Origin of the sequence: Saccharibacillus qingshengii, from assembly GCF_013185195.1 — a bacterium.
Lineage (GTDB): Bacteria > Bacillota > Bacilli > Paenibacillales > Paenibacillaceae > Saccharibacillus > Saccharibacillus qingshengii.
In genome coordinates, this window is record NZ_JAAZWC010000001.1 from 131,746 (window position 1) to 151,193 (window position 19,448).

Here is a 19,448-nt window from a genome sequence, read left to right on the forward strand (position 1 = left end):
CATGGTCAGCGGCAATGGTGAGAACGGTTACATTACAGCCGGATCGCCGTATGCGGACACGTTTATTTTTCAACACATGGCTTTTAATTATCCGTCGGCGGACCCTCGGGAGATCCCGCCGGAGCTGCAGAGTCAGCTGGAGGAAGCCAGGGAGCATGTATTCCGGCAGGACGATCGGTGGACGATCAAATTCCCGGATGGAAGCAAGCGCCGTCGGACTTTTCTGTACAGTTACCATCCGGGACACCAGCTTCGGCTGCATACCGTTCGTAGGCAGAAGATGTCGGCTTATGAGAGATGGACCAATCACGAAACGGCCGAGACGGGCGTGCGTTACGTCGATGAAGACGGCGAATGGATCCGGACCTCGTTCACGTCGCGGGTCGATAATGTCTCAATCACCCGGATTCAATCTTCGTCGCGCGAGGCCAGGATCAACCTGATCCTGTCGATTGACGACATCTCGCAGATGTGCAAAGCCCAAGACCGCGAATCCGAAGTCACGGCCCTGCGCTACAAGAAGCAGGTAGGAGCAAACGCCGATTATATTGCCCAGGTTGTGCATTATCCGGCGTACGCAGGCAGCGAACTGATCGAAGGCGGTTATGCCGGTCTTACCCGGGTGATTGCGGTGGGCGGAAACAAAGAGTCTATTCGGCTGACCGATACGAATGAAGCGATGAACGTGGGAGAGGTGCGCAATTCCGCAATCCGGGTAACCGATGCGGAAGCCGTCTATCTGATTACGCAGTGCGACCGGACTTTTGAACTGGGTCCAATCGAAGTCTTTGCCGATGCGTCTGTTTACGGGATCGTGGAGAGCCTGGCCGAACGTACGCAGGCGGTCGCCGACCGATACGGGAGCGCAGCGGCAGGTTTCGATTACGATCGGGCGCTTGCCGAACATGCCAAGCTCCATGCGGCAGCGTTTAACGCGGTTCGTTTCGATCTGCACGGAGACGAAATGCCGGGAAATGCGGACAATGCGGCGTTGATCGCTGCGCAGCGGAACTCGCCGACGAAGATGGTTCCCGCATTCATTCGCCGGATGTACGATCAGGGGCGGTATGCGCTGATCTGCTGCGGAGGAATGAGCGCGCCGCGGCTGTGCGGGATGTGGACCGGCGAATGGAATCCCGGCTGGCGGGGCATCTATACGCTGGACGCCAACGTCAATTTGCAGGTATCACCGATGAATACCGGACATTCGATTCCTATGCCGCTCGGGTATATCGCATTTTTCTTGAGGAATGCCCCCGATTTCGCGGATAATGCACGAATGGCTTATGGGATGCACGGGGCTCTGCAGGTATCGGTCAACTCGGACGGGGACCGTGCCATGCATGTGGAATACGACAACGATTATCCGTTCCAATACTGGAATGCCGGGGCGAGTTGGTGTTTGCTGCCGATCTATGAATATTGGCAGTGTTTCGGTAACCGCCGGATTCCGATCCAAGAGTCGATGAATATCCACGCGCTGCGCTTGATTCTGAGCGTAAGCGGCATGGAGCGCAGCGAAGAAGCGTGGAATTTGCTGATTCAAGGCGGAGAGTTGGACTTGGAAACGGATATCCTGCTTCCGCTGCTCACCCGCCAGAGCCATTTCTGGGAGCAGCTGTGCACGCCGGCCTATTTTATGGATGCGTCGGGCCGATCGCGGCACGAACCGGGGAAAACGGCTCTGGCGTCCGGCGAAAAATATATGCTTATCCCTACCTATTCTCCCGAAAATGCACCGATCGGCTATACGAGTACACTGACGGCCAATGCGACGATGGATATTTCGGCGGCCCGTGACGGGCTGCATATGACGATTGCCGTTGAAAAAGCGGTCAAACGCGAAGGGTACGAAGAAGCCGTCCGGCGCTGGGAGTCGCTGCTTCAGCAGCTGCCGGATTACAGGCTCGAGCCGTCCGGCGCGCTGCGCGAATGGGCGATAGACGCGTATACGGAAAACAACGACCATCGGCATCTCAGTCATCTGTATCCCGCCTGGCCGGCATACGAGACGCAGAGCGACCCGCAGTTGGCCGAAGCCTGCCGCCGTGCGATCTTGAACCGGGACCGGTTCAATACGGGAGACAATACGGCCGGACACAGCTGGATGCACAAAGCCCTCGTCTACGCCCGACTCAAAAACGGCGAAGGCGCTGCTGCCGATGATTGCGGGAGAAGGCTGTTACACGTCCCTGATGACGGATCACGATACGAACCGCCGATGCGACACGTACTGCACCGATACGCTGTTTGGCACGGTGAACGTGGTCAACGAAGCCCTGCTGTTCTCGAATACCGGCGAGATCGAGATCCTGCCGGCGCTGCCGCCGGGCTGGGACGAAGGCCGCGTAGAAGGCCTGATGGCCAGAACCCGGATCGAGGTCAACGTGTTGTCGTGGAATCTGGCAGACCGCCGGGCAAGCGTGACCCTGACCTCGCTCGTCGACGACAATCGAATTCGGTTGAAATCGGGGAAAGCCTGGACCGCGGCGTTGGTGGACGGCCGACCGGTCGACGCAGCCCCGGCAGAAGCGGCTTTCAGTGTGCCGTTGCTGCTGCAGGCCGGCGCGGAGGTTAACGTCGAATTCGTGTTGACCTGACTGGACCGGATGCGGTCTAGGCACGTTTGGGCCTACCGGGAGCGGAGGACTTGATCCGGCGCCGGCAGAACCGCTCGGTCTGCCGGCTCTCGCCGGGAGCGGAATTCGCCTGCCGATAACCCGGTCGCTTTTTTGAAAAAGGTACAAAAGCTTTCCAGTGTCGAGAACCCCACACGCCCGGCGATTTGACCGATCGGAAGCGTCGTGGTCACCAGCAGACTGCAGGCCGTACTCAGGCGCGCCTGCTGTTTTTTTTGCGTAAAAGACAAGCCGTAATGCTGTTTGAGCGTCCGCTCCGTCTGCCGGATCCCGAGGCCAAGCGTTTGAGCCAGCTGCGTCAGCGTAAGGGTATCGGAAGCGGACAGGAAGCTGCTCTCGATCAATACCAATCTTTTGTCATCCAGCGTTTTCTGCGGAACCTTGTGATCGGACATTCGATTGTGGGTATAATTGCGAATCAGGGCGATCACGATCTGCTCGACGAGATTGCGGATCGACAGATAATAGCCGATTGATTGGACAGTCACTTCCCGCGCCAGCTGCTCGAATAAAACCATCAGCTGCTGGGTATCCGCCCCGTGCCAGAAAACCGTCTGCAGAAACAGCTCGGAGAGCGCCGCCGAATCGGGATCGGGATGTTCGCTGACAGTCAGCACTTCGAAACAGATGCAGTATTCGTACATGGGGTCCGCCGGATCGGGGATCTGTTCGTGCACGATATCGGGACCGGTCATATACAGGGTGCGTGGCGCAAGAGGATACCGGACTCCGTCTGCGATTACCCAGCCGCATCCGGCCGGTATGTAATGCAGCTCGTAACTTTTGCCGCTGTGCGTATGGGCAGGCATCGATTGAAAAAAAGTGCCCGAGCGAATATACAGCACATTCAACCGCAGTCCGCCAAGCGAGAGCTTCATCTGCATATTTTCCACCTGAATTCCGGGCAGTGTCATCGCTTCAGCTCCTTAAGGTGTGTTTGCTTCGATTATACGACAAGCTGTTTGATTCCGACATATGGGGAGGGGATCGAGATGCAAGAAGAAGTGTTGAGTGGAGGAAACTCCAATACGGTAAGCCGGATCGGAAACGAGGTGCATCGCCGGACGGGCGCGTGGACGCCTGCCGTTCACCGTCTGTTGGGCCTGCTGCGCGCTTTGGGGATCGAAGAGGTGCCGGAGCCGATCGGGTTCGACGAACAAGGAAGAGAGGTGCTGTCTTTTCTCCCCGGGGAGGTCGGGAACTATCCGCTGCCGGGTTGGCTCTGGTCGCCGGAGATTCTAAGCGGTGCGGGCAGACTGCTGCGGCGGATTCACGATGCCAGCGAGCCGCTTGTCCACGAGGCGCTGATCTGGGGGATGCCCACCCATCAGCCGGCCGAAGTGATCTGCCACAATGACGCGGCTCCTTATAATATGACGTTTGTCGACGGCAAAGTAAGCGGTTTGTTCGACTTCGATACGGCTTCGCCGGGTCCCCGGATCTGGGATCTGGCTTATCTGGCGTACCGCCTTATTCCCTTTGCCGGAGATACGGAAGACTGCGGATTCACCGCCGACGAACGTCTGCGGCGTCTGGACCGGCTGATTGAAGCTTACGGCAAACCGTTTGGGCGCAGCGAACTGTTCTCGGCCTTGACTGTCCGGTTGGAAGAAATCGCGCGCTATACGGATAGCAAGGCGAAGGAGACGGGGAACGATGAATTTCTGCGGCACGCGGAGATGTATAGGAGCGACCGAAGCCGTATCTTGGTGCTGGCTTCCGCTGCAAATGCCTAGTCGATAGGGAGGAACCCGGATAGACGATCACGGTTAGATACCGAGTCTGAAGACGCAGTTCGCTGCGGACTTTAGGCTCTTTTTTGGTTTATTTGGATATTCGTTTCCATTTTCGCGAACCAAGGCCGATATAGATCCTGTACGCACGCATCCGGCACAGTCCACAAAGGAGGATCCTCTATTGAATCGATACAAAAGTATGAAGGTGAACATGAAGTTCATTCTGCTCGCTGCGCTGATTATGATCGCCGCGTTTACGATCCTGATCGCTTGGAATCTGCACAGTTTGAAAAAGGAAAGCGAAATGGCGGGTATTATGCAGGCCCAACAGGCGGGGAATGTGTATGTCACCGAAAATGCGGAGATTCTGCAAAATGTAGTGACTTCGTTCAAGAACCTGGCTTTGGATCTGCCGGACGATCTCGCGATGAAAGATCCCAACCGGGCACGTCTGCAGCGGTCACTTGCAAATATTCTGATGAACAATCCTTCGATGTCCGCCGCTTTTACGGCTTGGGAACCCAATGCCTATGAGCAGGATGCGGCTTACGTATCGGATCCGATTTACGGAGCGAACGGCGGCCGGCTTGCGGCGCTCAACGTCAAAGACGAGCAGGGGAATCCGCTGGCTATTCCGTTTATCGACTTCGAGAAAGACGCCGCTTACCTGAAAGCCAAGGAGACGCTGAAGCCGGTCGTTCTGGATCCGTATAATGTCTCCGCCGATTCCGAGAAACCGTCGCTGGTCTCGACGATCGCGATTCCGATTCTCGACGAACAAGGCAAGTTCCTCGGAGTGATCGGCGCCGCCTTCCTGCTGGAAGAACTGCAAAAAGAAGCGGCCGACCACCATCCGCTGGGCGGGTATGTCACCCTGCTGAGCGAAAGCGGGACCTATATTGCCAATTCGAAACAACCGGAACAGGTCGGTCAGCCGGCCGCGTTCGCGAATGAACATCCGCAAATCTTCGCCGGACTGCAGGAAGACCGGCTTGTCCAAGAAGAAAACGGGGAAGTCCACGTCTTCGTACCGCTGCCGATTACGGAAGACAGCTCCTGGTATGTGCAGACGGTCGTTCCGAAATCGGCTATCATGCAAAGTTATATCGAAAGCCGGAATATGTCGCTGCTCGTGAGTGCGGTTTCCCTGATTCTGTTGGGAGCCGCGATCTGGTTCCTGACCCATCTGATTATTACCCGCCCGGTCAATCGGATGGTTGCGGCGATCAAAGCGCTGGCGAACGGCGACTTTACCCAGACGATTCCGATCTTGTCCAAAGACGAATTCGGTCTGATGGCCGCCGATCTGAACGAGGCTTCGGTTACGCTTCGGGGCATGCTGCAGCAGACGGCGGAAATCGGACAGACCGTCAAGCTGACTTCGGAAGATCTCAAAGAAAATGCCGAGCAGACCTCGCTTGCCTCCGAGCTGATCTCGGAATCGATCGAAAGCGTGGCGAGCAGCATGAACGGACAAAGCGCCGAAGCGGTCAAAGCCTCAGGCATGATGCAGGAAATGACGACAAGCGTAAGCCGGATCGCCTCTTCTTCGAATGCCATGTCGCAGTCGGCGGAGAACGTGATCCGGCAAACCGAGCAGGGCGATCAATTGGTCCAAAGCGCCGCGGGCCAAATGAATGCCGTCTATGGATCGATGCAGCAGTCGGGGGATGCCATGAAACGCCTGAGCGACCGATCCGACGAGATCGAAGGATTTGTCGGGTTGATCGCCAGCATTTCGGGTCAGACGAATATCCTGGCGCTGAATGCTTCGATCGAGGCCGCGCGTGCCGGTGAACAAGGCAAAGGCTTTGCCGTAGTGGCGACGGAAATTCGCAATTTGGCCGAACAGACTCGCAAAGCGACCGAACAAGTTCAGGCGGGGATCGAAGAAATCGCTTCGGAAACGCGTCAGGCGGTACGCATGATGAATACGACAGCGGAAGAAGTGGAAAAAGGGGTGGGCAGCGTCGCCCAGAGCGGCGCTCTGTTCGAAACGATCATGCAGGAAATGCGGGAGGTTGGCATCCAGGCGCATGAGGTCTCGACGGCCGTGGAACAGCTGGCCGCAGGAGCTGTGCAGGTATCGGATACCGTGGCACTCGTCGCCGATATTGCCCGCAAATCGACCGAAGACACCGGGCACGTCGCTGCGGCCTCCGAACAGCAGCAGGCGACCATGCAGGAAATCTCGGCTTCGGCCACCCACTTGAGCGGACAGATCCAGGATCTGATGGATCGTATGGTTCGGTTCAAACTGTAAATGCAGCACGGTAAGCACACAGCCACCAAGGGCGGAACGATACGCCCTTGGTGGCTGTTTCTTTTTAGTCCAGATACATCTAAAGCTTGAGTTCAGAGACTAACTTGTATGAGAAAAGGCGGTTCTTTTTTTGTTTGGATCAGGATCTTTTTCTCTTTTTGGTCATTCACTTCCAGTCGGAAAGAGAGTACTATTTGGGGTAGCGTCAGGAAAATGCGGATTTACAACGCTAAGATCACTCCCAAGATTAATAACCCGATTTTAACAACGATACGTGGAGGATTGGTATTTATTTTATCTGACATTGGATGAACTTGTTCCACGTTGATAGGGCTTGCTTTTCACCTCGTTATTCACAATTGACTGGATTTCATTCTATAACTAAGGATTCAATAAATATCTCGATTGCTTTTGTATAAAATTCAACTCTTGGAGTTATAAGTGAAAAATTTCGTGAGATTGGAAACCCATTTATATCAAGTAACTTCACTTTACCAAGTTCTAGTTCGTTTTTTATTGACGCGTGTGAGAGTATAGAAATTCCTAGACCAGCTTCAATAGATTCCTTAATAACTTGCGTACTCCCAAATGTCATATACTTCTTCGGAGAAAACCCCAATTGTTTAAATCCCTTTTCTTGCATTTCTCTCGTTCCAGAACCTTCTTCACGAACTAACCAAGTCTCTAGGTTTAATAACAAGGGGTCTATTTCCTTTTGTTCTGCTAAATGGTGATTTGAAGGGACTGTAATTGATAACTCGTCAAGAGAAAATGGTATAACCTTTATATTTTCATTATTAGCCTCTCCTTCGATTATCCCAACATCTACCTCGTGTTTCTTTATTAAATCTATAATTTCATTAGAATTTTTTATAGTAATGATTGGATTTAATAATGGATAGGATTTAAGCAAACTGGCAATTTTATGAGGAAGAATGTATTCTCCGAAAGTATAACTTGCACCAATAGAAAGAGGACCACTTGCAGTATGTTTTAAATCATCAATGAGTCTTTCCATTCGAGTATAGAGACCTAAGATGTCCTTGGCGTGATGAAATACTATTTCTCCAGCCTTGCTAAGTCGAACATATTTGTTTGTCCTCTCTAACAATTTTATCCCCATGTTTTTTTCTAACGTTTGTATATAATTGCTGACTGCTGGTTGTGTCATATGGAGAAGTTCAGCTGCTCGAGTAAAGTTCTTTTGTTCTGCAACTGTAGTAAATACAAGTAAAGATTGATCCATTATGAGTCTTCCTCCTTAGAATAAAATGGGGTCTAAGAAACTTCAATGATAAGTAATTTTATATTACAGCTATAATTATAATCTATTTTACTTATTATCAAAACAAATATACTCTTAATACAAGGAAGCAAATATAGGAGTTGTTAAAATGAATACATCATTAGCAAAACATAAAAAATCATCCTCGAGAGGACTTTGGTTCGGTGGTGTTGGATTTACCTTTATTATTGCATTAGTTGGTTTTGGATTATCACAAATACCCGGGTTAGATCATGTTGGTCAGCTCGCCTGTGCAATCATCATTGCAGTAGTTTATCGACAAATTTGGGGATATCCTGAGAAATTCCGTACTGGAATCCAATTCTCTGCCAAAAGGTTGTTAAGGCTTGCTATTATCCTTTTTGGGTTAAAACTAAACATTGATGTTGTTTTTCATCAAGGGTTAGGTTTGCTTGCAAGAGATGTTGGAACCATCGTTTTTTCAATCCCTCTTACAATGTTGCTTGCAAAACTATTCAAAGCGAATTCTTCCTTATCCTTGTTATTAGGAATTGGAACAGGGGTGTGTGGCGCTGCTGCAATTGCAGCCGTTTCACCCATTTTGAAAGCAAAGGATGAAGATACTGCTATTGGGGCAGGTATAATTGCTTTAGTTGGTACCATTTTCGCCATAACATACACTATCTTACGTCCGTTTCTCCCTTTGACAGACCTTCAATACGGTGTTTGGTCAGGTGTAGGTCTACACGAAATTGCTCATGTTGCCTTAGCAGGAGCGCCTGCTGGTCCAGATGCACTTGCTATTGCTTTGTTAGCGAAACTAGGTCGTGTTTTCTTACTCGTTCCACTTAGTTTTATTCTTATGTACTGGATGAAACGAAAAAATAAAGTTGAATCAGATTCTGATGCTAAAATTGAATTTCCATGGTTTCTCATAGGTTTTATTATCATGAGCTTATTTGGAAGTTATGTCCTTGGTCATTTGATTACCGTCCCAACTAGTGTCATGAATAGCATCTCTTTCTTCACTTCCTTTATCCTAACTATGGCTATGATTGGATTAGGTTTAAATGTTAGTCTAAAAGACCTTAGAACGAAAGCGTTAAGACCACTTCTAGCAATGGCTATTACATCTGTTTTGTTATCTGTTATCACATACTTCACAATGTAATTAATTGTAAATCAGGAGGTTTCTTAAATGAATAAAATATTATTTCCTACTGATGGTTCGGCTTATTCTGAACATGCCGCAAGAATGACAGGGGAGTTCTTGGAAGCTTGGCCAAATGCAACAGGTGTTGTGCTTTACGTCACGGTTAAAGAAAATTACGCCTATGATTTTGCAACTGAAGCAGTGGATCGATACGAAAAAGAACTTAGTAAACATATTGAAAAGAAAATTATGGAAGGAGTCCTTCAACCTTGGAAGGATCGTCTTGAATATAATCATCAAATAAGTCACCAAAGTCAAACCATTTGTCATGTTGCCCAAACAGAGGAAGTAGATCTTATTATATTGGGTAGTCATGGAAGAGGTGTTTTTGATCGAGTATTGGTGGGCAGTGTTGCTCAAGGGGTGTTACACCGGTCCGAAATTCCTGTCTTGATTGTTAAGAAGTAATTCTTCAAATTAAGGGCTTACCATAAGGTAAAGCCCTTAATACTCCTATTAGGGTTTGCCGTTCAATTAGCTGTTCTTCGGTATCCCGGTTGGCCATACACTCATATCAAAAGCATCCCAGATTCGGTCATACAATATATATCGAAACAGATTGGTGCTAGTCCATCCTCGCTTGGTCATTATCCTCAAAGGGAAAATACACTTTGGGATCATTTGAAAGAAATTCGAAGTGAATACGACTTTGTAACTTTTACCCTGAGTGAATATCGAATGACATTTAAGTACCTTCATCAATTAGCTTTGGAAAATGGTGATCCCATTCATCTACTGCATGAATGCATAGATTTTCTAAGAAAAAACAAAATTATACTGCCTGCTATCACTACACTTGAAAGAATGGTGTGGGAAGCAAGGGCGATGGCTGAAAAGAAGCTATTTAATACAGTTAGTAAATCTCTTACAAATGAGCAAAAAGAAAAGCTTGAAGAGATTATTACTTCGCAGCATCCATCTGAATCTAATAAAACGATATTGGGTTGGTTAAAGGAACCACCGGGTCATCCTTCACCCGAAACATTTCTAAAAGTAATAGAACGACTCGAATATATACGAGGAATGGAATTGGAAACGGTACAAATTAGTCATTTGCACCGCAACCGCCTGTTGCAGCTGTCTCGCTTAGGTTCAAGATACGAGCCGTATGCATTCCGTGACTTTCAAGAAAATAAACGTTATTCGATATTAACCGTCTATTTATTACAACTTACTCAGGAGCTAACGGATAAAGCGTTTGAAATTCATGATAGGCAAATACTTAGTTTGTTATCAAAAGGTCGTAAGGCTCAAGAGGAAATCCAGAAACAAAATGGTAAAAAGCTAAATGAGAAAGTTATACACTTTACGAACATCGGACAAGCATTAATTAAAGCAAAAGAGGAAAAATTAGATGTTTTTAAGGTTTTAGAATCGGTTATTGAATGGAATACCTTTGTCTCTTCAGTAGAAGAGGCTCAGGAGCTTGCACGTCCTGCCGACTATGATTATTTGGACTTACTGCAAAAACGGTTTTATTCACTAAGAAAATATACGCCAACGCTATTAAGAGTATTGGAATTTCATTCTACAAAAGCAAATGAGCCACTTTTACAGGCTGTTGAGATTATCCGAGGAATGAACGAATCCGGAAAGCGAAAAGTGCCTGACGACTCACCTGTGGATTTTATTTCAAAACGATGGAAAAAGCATTTATACGAGGATGATGGTACAACAATTAATCGTCATTACTATGAAATGGCTGTTTTAACAGAACTTCGGGAGCATGTTCGGGCAGGAGATGTTTCCATTGTGGGCAGCAGACAATATAGGGATTTTGAGGAATATTTGTTTTCGGAAGATACATGGAATCAATCGAAGGGGAATACGAGATTATCAGTTAGTTTATCATTTGAAGATTATATAACAGAGAGAACTAGAAGCCTTAATGAAAGGTTAAAGTGGTTAGCTGCCAATTTCAACAAGCTAGATGGAGTTTCTCTTGAAAAAGGAAAACTGTCACTTGCACGCTTAGAAAAAGATGTTCCAGAAGAAGCAAAAAAATTTAGCGCAAGCCTCTATCAGATACTACCAAGAATAAAGTTAACTGATTTACTCATGGATGTGGCTCATATAACAGGATTTCATGAGCAATTCACTCATGCTTCCAATAATCGAAAACCAGATAAGGAAGAAACAATCATTATCATGGCTGCCCTTTTAGGAATGGGTATGAATATTGGCTTGAGCAAGATGGCCGAGGCCACACCCGGACTTACATATAAGCAACTAGCCAATGTATCTCAATGGCGTATGTATGAAGATGCAATGAATAAAGCCCAAGCCATATTAGTAAATTTCCATCATAAATTACAGTTGTCCTCCAATTGGGGCGACGGTACAACATCCTCATCAGATGGTATGAGAATGCAGCTAGGTGTTTCATCACTTCATGCAGATGCAAACCCACATTACGGGACTGGAAAAGGAGCCACCATCTACCGTTTTACTAGTGATCAATTCTCTTCTTACTACACAAAGATTATTCATACAAATTCAAGGGATGCGATTCATGTTTTGGATGGATTGTTGCACCATGAGACGGATCTAAATATAGAAGAGCATTATACAGACACGGCCGGTTACACAGACCAAATATTCGGACTGACTCATTTATTAGGATTTAAATTTGCTCCTAGAATAAGAGATTTATCAGACTCAAAATTATTTACAATAGATAAAGCAAGTGAATATCCAAAATTAGAAGCCATTTTACGTGGACAAATAAATACAAAGGTCATTAAAGAAAATTATGAGGATGTTTTGCGATTAGCTCATTCTATAAGAGAGGGAACAGTTTCAGCATCCCTTATTATGGGGAAACTAGGTTCCTATTCAAGACAAAACAGCTTGGCTTCGGCCTTACGTGAGATGGGCCGAATAGAAAAAACGATCTTTATTTTGAATTATATATCGGATGAATCATTAAGAAGAAAAATACAAAGAGGATTGAATAAAGGAGAAGCCATGAATGGATTAGCAAGAGCTATTTTCTTCGGAAAACAAGGTGAGCTTAGGGAACGGACTATACAACATCAATTGCAAAGGGCCAGTGCCTTAAACATAATCATTAATGCCATCAGTATATGGAATACCTTACACCTAACAAAAGCAGTTGAATATCAAAAACAGGCTAGTAGTTTTAATGAAGAATTATTGCACCATATGTCGCCTCTAGGTTGGGAACATATTAATTTGCTAGGAGAATACCATTTTAATTCCGAGAAAATGGTCTCGTTAGATTCTTTAAGACCATTGAAATTTTCTTAACGTTGTTAAAAATGGGGGAATCGTCTCGAAAATGTGCTTAGCGTTGTAAATCCGCATTTTCCTGACGCTACCCCTATTTAGAGAGCATCTGGTCTTCTTGAACCAAAGGAGGAAATATTATGGGTTCCAGCAGTTATCGAAGTTCGTATCAATCCTACTTAACCCGTCAGGGCGTCGAAGCCGACAAGATGAACGTCATCTTGATCGTCAACGCTGCCGAGGGCTTGCAAAAATACATGAAGCGCAGCAATATGCAGACCGTCTTCAACAAACTGTCTCCGCTGACGTTCGCCGGACCGGTCAAGGTTGTGGCACAGTCGGACGGTTTCTTTTACCGGCTGCCGCCGTTTACGCATGAGAATACGCATACTTACCTCAAAGACGAGATCTATGGCAAAGATCCGCTTCGCGGCGAGCGGATCGACCTGTTTTCCAAACTGTTTACGACGAGCGAACTGACGCATATTATCTGGTTCACGGACGAGGAAGTGACGCCTTACCTGAATCCGATCGCCTCGATGAATGCCCCGCATCTGTTCTGGAACTTCATCTCGATCAAAGGCTATCCGCTGCGCTGCACGCAGAAGACGCCGAAGAACATCACGCTGACGCATGCCCCGAAGATTTCGAGCTTGGCGACGTCGGTCCTCTACCGCAAGATTTTCAACAAGTTTACCCAGTACATCAACAAAACGGACCTGCCGATGAGCGGGCGGGTGCGCGTGATTCGGACCGAAGACCGCTCGGACTCCCAAAGCGTCGTCAAAGGCTCCAAAACGCCGGTTGGGCACAGCAACCTGAAGGTGGGCATCGGCTGGAAAACGTCGGAAGGCGAATGTTTGACGGCAGGGATGCTGCTGGCCAACAATCGCCTTCCGGATGCGGAGAGCATCGCCTTTTTCGGGAACAAGTCGACGGTCGGGGTGACCCATGTGGACGGACGCGAGCTGCCGACGGAAGACATGGAAGTGTATACGGTCAATCTGGCGGCGCTCGGACAGGCGGGACTCGACAAAATCCTGTTCACACTCGTGATGCCAAATGGCGCTCCGGAAGAGCTGTATATTCGCGTTATGACGTACGACAACCGGGAAATGCTGCGCTACGATATCGAGATGGAGAACGGTTCGGTCAATACGGCTCTGGAACTGGGGGCACTCTATGCCTACAAAGAGGAATGGCGCTTCAACGCGATCGGCGACGGCTATGAGGCGGGCATGCAGCAGGTGGCGCAGAGCTACGGCATCCCTGATCTGACGACGACGTACTCCTTTACCCCGGAAGTCCTGGAAGAGATCGCGCTCGACGGGCGTACGTTCGAATACCATATGCAGGATCTGTTTACCAAACTCGGCTATGAAGTCGAAGTGCCGACGAGCGATCCGTATGCGCCGGACTACGGAGTGGATCTCATTCTGGTCAAAGGCGGAACCCGGACAGCCGTACAGCTCAAATGTTTCAGCAATGTTGTGCCGGTGAGGGCGATCCAGGAAGTGTACGCGGGCGCGAATATGTACGACTGTCAGAGCTACATGGTCGTGGCGACAAGCTATTTCAGCCGTGCGGCGCTGCAGATGGCGGAGCAGCTCGGCGTGGAAGTATGGGACAAGACGCAGCTGGACAAGACGGAAGAGCGGTTGCGTTCACGTATTGGCGTCTCGCCCGAGAAAGTGCTTACGCTCAAGCTGTCCAAGCTTAATTCGGAAGACGAAGTGGACATCGACCTGTCGGCCTTCCTCGTGAACGAGCATGATGTATGTGCGGGCGAAGACGATTTTATTTTCTATAATCAGGCGGAGCATCCGAGCGGCTGCGTACGGCTGATCAACGATAATCTGTGGGAAAAGCTGCTGCTGCTCGACCTGGCCAAGCTGCCGGCGCACTGTACGCGGATCGTGATCGTCGGCTCGCTGGATACGTACAAGCGCAAAGTGGAACTGACGATCGACAACGAACTGGATCTGTATCATACGTTCGAGTATATGCCGAGCGCGGTATGCGACACCTTGGTCCTGGGCCAGTTCCGGAAGATCGACGGGGAATGGGCGTTCACGACGTCGGAGACGTTTTTCGCGGGCGGGTTGGAAGAAGCCTGCCGGGCTTACGGGTTGGAAGTGGGTTGACGTTCTGTTGTTTATTTCACTTGCAGATTCCGTTCCAGCAGAGAGCCGACCCGTTGAGCCATAATGGCAGGGGGGAGAGGCTTTCCTTGTTCAAACCACCATTCGACGATGCCTACAATCGCAGCTCCCAAAAACTGAATATCGACCTCATCCGGATCAGCCGTCTTCGGATGGGGTTTTCCCGGATTCTGCACATCGGTATTTTTTAATTCCTGCAGAAAAAAATCAAGCAGTCGACTTCGGAAAAAAGAGCTCCCTTTATTCGTGAGCATAGCGGAGAAAAACAGGGCACGATTTTCAAAATACTGAAACCACGCTAATCCCATCTCCTGGTAGTCGGCGTCTTTTTCGGACGAATCGCAGAGCTGACGCATCTCCTGCATCTGTTCGTCGATAAGCTGATCCAAAAGGTCGAACTTATCCATGTAGTGGAGATAGAACGTTCTTCGACCTACGTCCGCTTTATCGGAAATGTCCTGTATCGTAATTTGATCGAATTTTTTGACCGTGATTAGTTCAACGAGTGCTTTTTTGATCGCTTCCTGCGATTTGCGCCTTCTTCGATCGGTGTTCATCCTGGTGTTCATCCTATAGAAACCTCCCGTTTTGTTCGAAAATCATGCACAATGACAGTCGATGTGTGAATGAATGCACGAAAGCGGTTCTTTTGATCATTGCCGATTTTCCGCGTTTCCCTACAATTATACCTAACGGCTTCTTATTGCACGATTGTGCATTTGAGCACGATAGGTGTAGAGATCCGAACCGGGCCAAAAAGGAGCGGTTATCGAAAGGGGAATAGTCGATGAAAATCGCGGTAATCGGAGCAACGGGGGAAACCGGGCGCAAAGTAGTCGAGCGGCTGCTTGAACTGAACTATGAAGTTGTGGCGGTAGCCCGGCGGCCGGCGAACATACCCGCCAAGCAAGGGCTCCGGATTCGGCAGGCGGATGTGTATGATAAGGCCAGCTTGGCGGAAGCGGTTGCGGGTACCGATACGGTGATCAGCTGCATCGGACCAAGCGGTCGTTCAGCAGGCGCCGGCCGTTCCAAAGGAGTGCTGGACATAATGGCGGCAAACTTCTCACCGGGTACGGTGATGTCGGAAGGGATACCTAATCTTCTTGAGGCCTGCCGGCTTGCCGGCGTCCATCGCCTTGTGATGCAGAGCGGAATCGGTCTGAGCGATGGCAAAGAGCTCGCTGCTCTGGATCGGTGCATGATCGGTCTGAATCGGCGCGTCTTCTCCAAAGCGATTAAGGATAAAGCGGCTGCCGAATATGCGGTGCAGGGAAGCGGCCTGGAATGGGTGATCGTACGACCGGCCGGGCTGAGTAAATCCCCAGCCACGCGAGATTACACGGCAGGCCCGTTGGCGCGTATCGCTCCGTTTCGTCCCTTGTCGTTCGCAGACTGTGCCGACTGCCTGGTGCGGGCTGCAGGGAGTGAACCGACCTGGATTGGAAAGGTTGTGAACGTGGGACAGTGATTTTTCGGGATCCGAATAGTTCCAATCAAAAGAGTTTGGAAGGCTCAATCGGCTGACTAGACTCTTTTTTTGTTTTTCACATTTATCCATGCTTATTGGAGATTTTACCGAAGGCTATAAATCAATTAAGTCATAATTATTTATGTATAGAGTAATGAATTTTGGAGATAAATGATGGCAATAGAAGAAGAATGAGTGGTGAAAAGCTCTGTTTATACATATGTACAAAATACTGATTTTGTGAAGAACTATATAAAGAAATAAGCAGCTCCATGATCCGGCTGCTTAGATTTCGTAAAAGTAATTTCTGTCCAATAAAAACAACTTGAACGGCTTTGAGTCGATTCGTACCGCCCAAGTTATTTCAATCTGATCTTAGGATCGATTTCGTCATTCAATCTTCCGGATTATTCAACCTGCGACCAAATGACTTGTACATTTCCTGTACCCAGAGCGTCTGCCAGATCCGAAGGATTTTCTACACGACCAAGCGGTACGTAACCTCCATACGAATTAGAAAATGTTTGGTAAAACAGCACCAGCGTGTTTCTCGACCAGCCCATGATATCACCTGTACGAATTGTTGCCGGACTCTCGGTTGCTTGGGCCGGAAGATCATGGGCCAGATCGTAATACTTTTCGGTTCCGTGATGCTCCTTCATCCGGATCGTCAGAGGAAACTGGGCAATCAAGGCTTGAGACGCTTCATTATTGTACAATGCGGCGGTAAAAGTACGTCCGCCTGCTTCAATCTGAACGGGAATCATCTCGCTCTCCTCCATTTCCTGATCGGTTGCAGTTCGGTCTGTAACCGGGACAACCGTACGGACGCTTGACCCGGTCGCCGGTTCCGTATTGGTGGGCTCTTCCCAATCTACTGAGCTGCAGGCAGCTAATGAAAGGGCGAGAACAAGCACTCCCAACAAGTTCAGTATTTTAAACATGTGGTTCTCCCCCAATCAGATAAAGTCCGTGAAGCCAATCGACTGCGGACCTGTTGACTCTCTGTTGTACGATATTGATCGTTTAGACGACATATGTATAATAATAGATGCAGCCGACCCATATACAATCGTTAAAATCCTTTCTTTTGTCGATTAGTTGACGGATAGGGCTGAAATGACGATTAACGAAGGAAGTTTGGTGACTCTAACCATGGCCAAAATAGACAGACGCATCTTGAAATCCCAAGCCGCAATCAAACAAGCGGTTATCGAATTGATGTCCGAGAAGAATTTCGATGCCATTACGATCCAGGATATTTCCGATCGGGCCAATGTCCACCGGGCTACCATCTATCTGCATTACACGGACAAGTTCGATCTGTTGGACAAACTTATCGAAGAACATATCCAGAACATGAAAGAAATCAACCAATACGCCTGCGATCTCGAATGGGACGAAGCCAATCAGGTTTATTTCGAATATTTTGAGCGCCATTATCTTTTCTTTTCGACGATGCTCGCAAGCAAAGGGGCTCCCGCATTCCGTGCCCGTTTTCTTGAATTTCTCGTTGAAGAATACCAGAGCGAATTAAACATGGACGACTCAAGAAACCGGGAATTGGACAAAACCGTTATGAGTTCTTTTATGGGGAGCGCCTTCGTAGGTATTGTGGAATGGTGGATTCTGAACGAAATGCCGCACCCTCCTTCCGTCATGGCGAAGCAGGTCGGAGTGCTGCTTGAAAGAATCGCGTAACGTATATATCTGCGCAAAAAACCGGCCTACGCGCGTTTTGTATCCTGCGCGCCGAAGCCGGTTTGTCGGGTCCAAGTTACAGATCCGTTTCTTTGGTTTTTGCCATTTCATTTTGTTTGGCTCTAAGCTTCTCCGGAGTGACATCGTCGCCCAGCGGATCGACGATCGTCGCGTTCAGCAGCAGCTCGTCGACCGAACCGCGGAAGGTGCGCAGATATTCTTTCCGAAGCAGGGTCTGCTCTTCTTTTTCCGCTTCCGTTAATCCTTCTTCTTTGGCTTTCTTGGACAATTGATTGATACGTTCCAGACTTGGGATCATCATGTTGGTGCCTCCTTTGTATGCCGTTACCTATTGGCTTTCAGCCGTTCCACGTTCGTATTCAATCGACCCAATACCTTTCTCAATACCGCGAGTTCCGCATCGTCGATATCGGTCAACAATTCTTTGGCGAAATGTTCTTTTTCCGTTTGGGAGTTCTCGATCAAGGCTCGGCCGCGGTCCGTTAACCGAATCCAGGTGATCCGGTTGTTGCCGTCTTTCTTGCGGCGTGCGACGATGGCGTTTTCTTCCAGCTGCTTGAGGTGCCGGGCAACAGCCGCTTTGTCGAGCGTTACTTTGCGCTGCAGGTCGCTCTGGCTGATTTCGGTCTCTTGAGAGATCAATGCGAGTATTTCGAAGCGGGATTGGCTGATGCTGATGTACGCGTCGAACGTAGTGTTGATGGCGTTGTTTACCCGGTAGATCTCGTATAACAACGTGGACTCCTGCGACCAATCTTTGCTCAAAACCATCACATCTTTCTTTCTGTTATTGGACGGCCGGGATTTCCCGGCACACCGGACCCTATCTATTGTACACTCTTTTTTTCACGCGAGTCCATCTTCCGTATGCAAAAAGTCCTCTCTCCGGCGGAGAAAGGACTTTCGAAAACAAGGACTGGGCGAAGCGGCGATTTCGGCTCGGACGGGTCAGTAGACCGCGAGCGTACCGTCGTCGTTGATCACCTGTCCATGATGCTTCTCCCCGTCGAGCAGGAAACCAACGATAAACCGCGCCGCTTGAGCCGGTGTCTTGACGAAATCGCCGGTCATGCGTCCGTTCAGATCGGTCGATACCGCACCCGGCATCACGGCGAAGATCTCCACCGGCACGTTTTCTTTGGCAAAGCCCATCGCCCAGGACTTCGTCATCACGTTGAGCGGAGCTTTGGACGTCGTATAGGCAAAAGCATTGAAATAAGGCAGCGGTTCGATCGGAATCGTAACGTTCTGAATCGTGCCGGAGTTTGCGATCAGCAGCGGAAGCAGCGCTTTGGACAGGGCGAACGGTCCGACGAAGTTCACCTGATGCGTGGCCGCCAGCTCCTCCACTTCGAACTCCCATCCGGCTTTGTGCATATCGCCCGGGATGCCCGCATTGTTGATCAGCAGCGCCAAGTCGGCATATTGTTCCTTGATGACGGCTGCCGCGCGCTCGATACTCGCAAGATCCGCCACGTCGAGCGAGATCCAATACGCGTCTCCGAATTCGCGCAGGGCCTGCACAGCCGTTTCTCCCCGTTCTTGATCCCGCGCTCCAACCAGCACGCGGAAGCCGGCTTCCAGCAGCCGCTTGGCGATCTCGTAACCAATCCCTTTGTTTGCGCCTGTAACCAATGCCGTTTTTTTCATGAAAGTAGGCTCCTTTTATTATGTTGATATATCAACTGTTGATTCATCAACATCATATACCGGATCGGGCGGGTCTGCAAGCTTTTTTTATATTCAT

15 protein-coding genes and 2 pseudogenes are annotated in these 19,448 nt (G+C 49.1%); 10 read left to right on the forward strand and 7 right to left on the reverse strand.

What is annotated here, in order from left to right; genetic code table 11:
• Nucleotide 1 precedes the first annotated feature (1 nt).
• Nucleotides 2-2,098, forward strand: a pseudogene (locus HRQ60_RS24070) (glycosyl hydrolase family 95 catalytic domain-containing protein); the annotation flags it as partial.
• A 97-nt stretch (nucleotides 2,099-2,195) separates the two neighbouring features.
• Nucleotides 2,196-2,600: a glycoside hydrolase family 95-like protein gene (locus tag HRQ60_RS23985; protein WP_343044585.1), complete on the forward strand. Its 405-nt coding sequence runs from the start codon at nucleotides 2,196-2,198 to the stop codon at nucleotides 2,598-2,600.
• A gap of 32 nt (nucleotides 2,601-2,632) precedes the next feature.
• On the opposite strand, the gene HRQ60_RS00585 is transcribed toward HRQ60_RS23985, so the two are convergent.
• On the reverse strand, nucleotides 2,633-3,553 hold the full coding sequence (locus tag HRQ60_RS00585) for a helix-turn-helix transcriptional regulator (RefSeq protein WP_172193699.1): 921 nt from the start codon (nucleotides 3,551-3,553) through the stop codon (nucleotides 2,633-2,635).
• 78 nt (nucleotides 3,554-3,631) lie between these two features.
• Between HRQ60_RS00585 and HRQ60_RS00590 the strand changes: the two genes are divergently transcribed.
• Nucleotides 3,632-4,375 carry a phosphotransferase gene (locus HRQ60_RS00590; protein ID WP_172193700.1) on the forward strand — a complete coding sequence of 248 codons (744 nt, stop codon included), beginning with the start codon at nucleotides 3,632-3,634 and terminating at the stop codon, nucleotides 4,373-4,375.
• A 181-nt stretch (nucleotides 4,376-4,556) separates the two neighbouring features.
• Nucleotides 4,557-6,638 (forward strand): methyl-accepting chemotaxis protein, encoded by a 2,082-nt coding sequence (locus tag HRQ60_RS00595; RefSeq protein ID WP_172193701.1) that lies wholly within the window; start codon nucleotides 4,557-4,559, stop codon nucleotides 6,636-6,638.
• A gap of 370 nt (nucleotides 6,639-7,008) precedes the next feature.
• Here HRQ60_RS00595 and HRQ60_RS00600 read toward each other — a convergent pair whose 3' ends face one another.
• Nucleotides 7,009-7,884, reverse strand: a complete 876-nt coding sequence (locus HRQ60_RS00600; RefSeq protein ID WP_107935737.1) for a LysR family transcriptional regulator — start codon at nucleotides 7,882-7,884, stop codon at nucleotides 7,009-7,011.
• A 148-nt stretch (nucleotides 7,885-8,032) separates the two neighbouring features.
• On the opposite strand from HRQ60_RS00600, the gene HRQ60_RS00605 reads away from it, so the two are divergent.
• From HRQ60_RS00605 to HRQ60_RS00620, 4 genes and pseudogenes are all read left to right on the forward strand, one after another.
• Entirely contained in the window at nucleotides 8,033-9,055 is a 1,023-nt protein-coding gene (locus tag HRQ60_RS00605) for a YeiH family protein (RefSeq protein WP_172193702.1), read from the forward strand.
• Between the two features lie 27 nt (nucleotides 9,056-9,082).
• Nucleotides 9,083-9,505 carry a universal stress protein gene (locus HRQ60_RS00610; protein WP_017815736.1) on the forward strand — a complete coding sequence of 141 codons (423 nt, stop codon included), beginning with the start codon at nucleotides 9,083-9,085 and terminating at the stop codon, nucleotides 9,503-9,505.
• Nucleotides 9,506-9,553: 48 nt separating this feature from the next.
• Nucleotides 9,554-12,367: pseudogene (locus HRQ60_RS00615) on the forward strand (Tn3 family transposase); the annotation flags it as partial.
• 119 nt (nucleotides 12,368-12,486) lie between these two features.
• A complete protein-coding gene (locus HRQ60_RS00620) occupies nucleotides 12,487-14,490 on the forward strand; it encodes a TerD family protein (protein WP_172193703.1) in 2,004 nt (667 codons plus the stop codon).
• 11 nt (nucleotides 14,491-14,501) lie between these two features.
• On the opposite strand, the gene HRQ60_RS00625 is transcribed toward HRQ60_RS00620, so the two are convergent.
• Nucleotides 14,502-15,077 (reverse strand): TetR/AcrR family transcriptional regulator, encoded by a 576-nt coding sequence (locus HRQ60_RS00625; RefSeq protein WP_246280979.1) that lies wholly within the window; start codon nucleotides 15,075-15,077, stop codon nucleotides 14,502-14,504.
• Between the two features lie 218 nt (nucleotides 15,078-15,295).
• On the opposite strand from HRQ60_RS00625, the gene HRQ60_RS00630 reads away from it, so the two are divergent.
• On the forward strand, nucleotides 15,296-15,979 hold the full coding sequence (locus HRQ60_RS00630; RefSeq protein WP_172193704.1) for an NAD(P)-dependent oxidoreductase: 684 nt from the start codon (nucleotides 15,296-15,298) through the stop codon (nucleotides 15,977-15,979).
• Nucleotides 15,980-16,386: 407 nt separating this feature from the next.
• Here HRQ60_RS00630 and HRQ60_RS00635 read toward each other — a convergent pair whose 3' ends face one another.
• Complete coding sequence (locus tag HRQ60_RS00635) at nucleotides 16,387-16,923, reverse strand: cyclophilin-like fold protein (protein WP_172193705.1); 537 nt, start codon at nucleotides 16,921-16,923, stop codon at nucleotides 16,387-16,389.
• A 211-nt stretch (nucleotides 16,924-17,134) separates the two neighbouring features.
• On the opposite strand from HRQ60_RS00635, the gene HRQ60_RS00640 reads away from it, so the two are divergent.
• Nucleotides 17,135-17,680: a TetR/AcrR family transcriptional regulator gene (locus tag HRQ60_RS00640; RefSeq protein ID WP_172193944.1), complete on the forward strand. Its 546-nt coding sequence runs from the start codon at nucleotides 17,135-17,137 to the stop codon at nucleotides 17,678-17,680.
• A 76-nt stretch (nucleotides 17,681-17,756) separates the two neighbouring features.
• On the opposite strand, the gene HRQ60_RS00645 is transcribed toward HRQ60_RS00640, so the two are convergent.
• From HRQ60_RS00645 to HRQ60_RS00655, 3 genes are all read right to left on the reverse strand, one after another.
• Nucleotides 17,757-17,999 carry a DUF896 domain-containing protein gene (locus tag HRQ60_RS00645; RefSeq protein ID WP_172193945.1) on the reverse strand — a complete coding sequence of 81 codons (243 nt, stop codon included), beginning with the start codon at nucleotides 17,997-17,999 and terminating at the stop codon, nucleotides 17,757-17,759.
• A 26-nt stretch (nucleotides 18,000-18,025) separates the two neighbouring features.
• Complete coding sequence (locus HRQ60_RS00650) at nucleotides 18,026-18,466, reverse strand: MarR family winged helix-turn-helix transcriptional regulator (RefSeq protein WP_172193706.1); 441 nt, start codon at nucleotides 18,464-18,466, stop codon at nucleotides 18,026-18,028.
• Nucleotides 18,467-18,649: 183 nt separating this feature from the next.
• On the reverse strand, nucleotides 18,650-19,351 hold the full coding sequence (locus HRQ60_RS00655; RefSeq protein ID WP_172193707.1) for an SDR family NAD(P)-dependent oxidoreductase: 702 nt from the start codon (nucleotides 19,349-19,351) through the stop codon (nucleotides 18,650-18,652).
• Nucleotides 19,352-19,448: the final 97 nt, after the last annotated feature.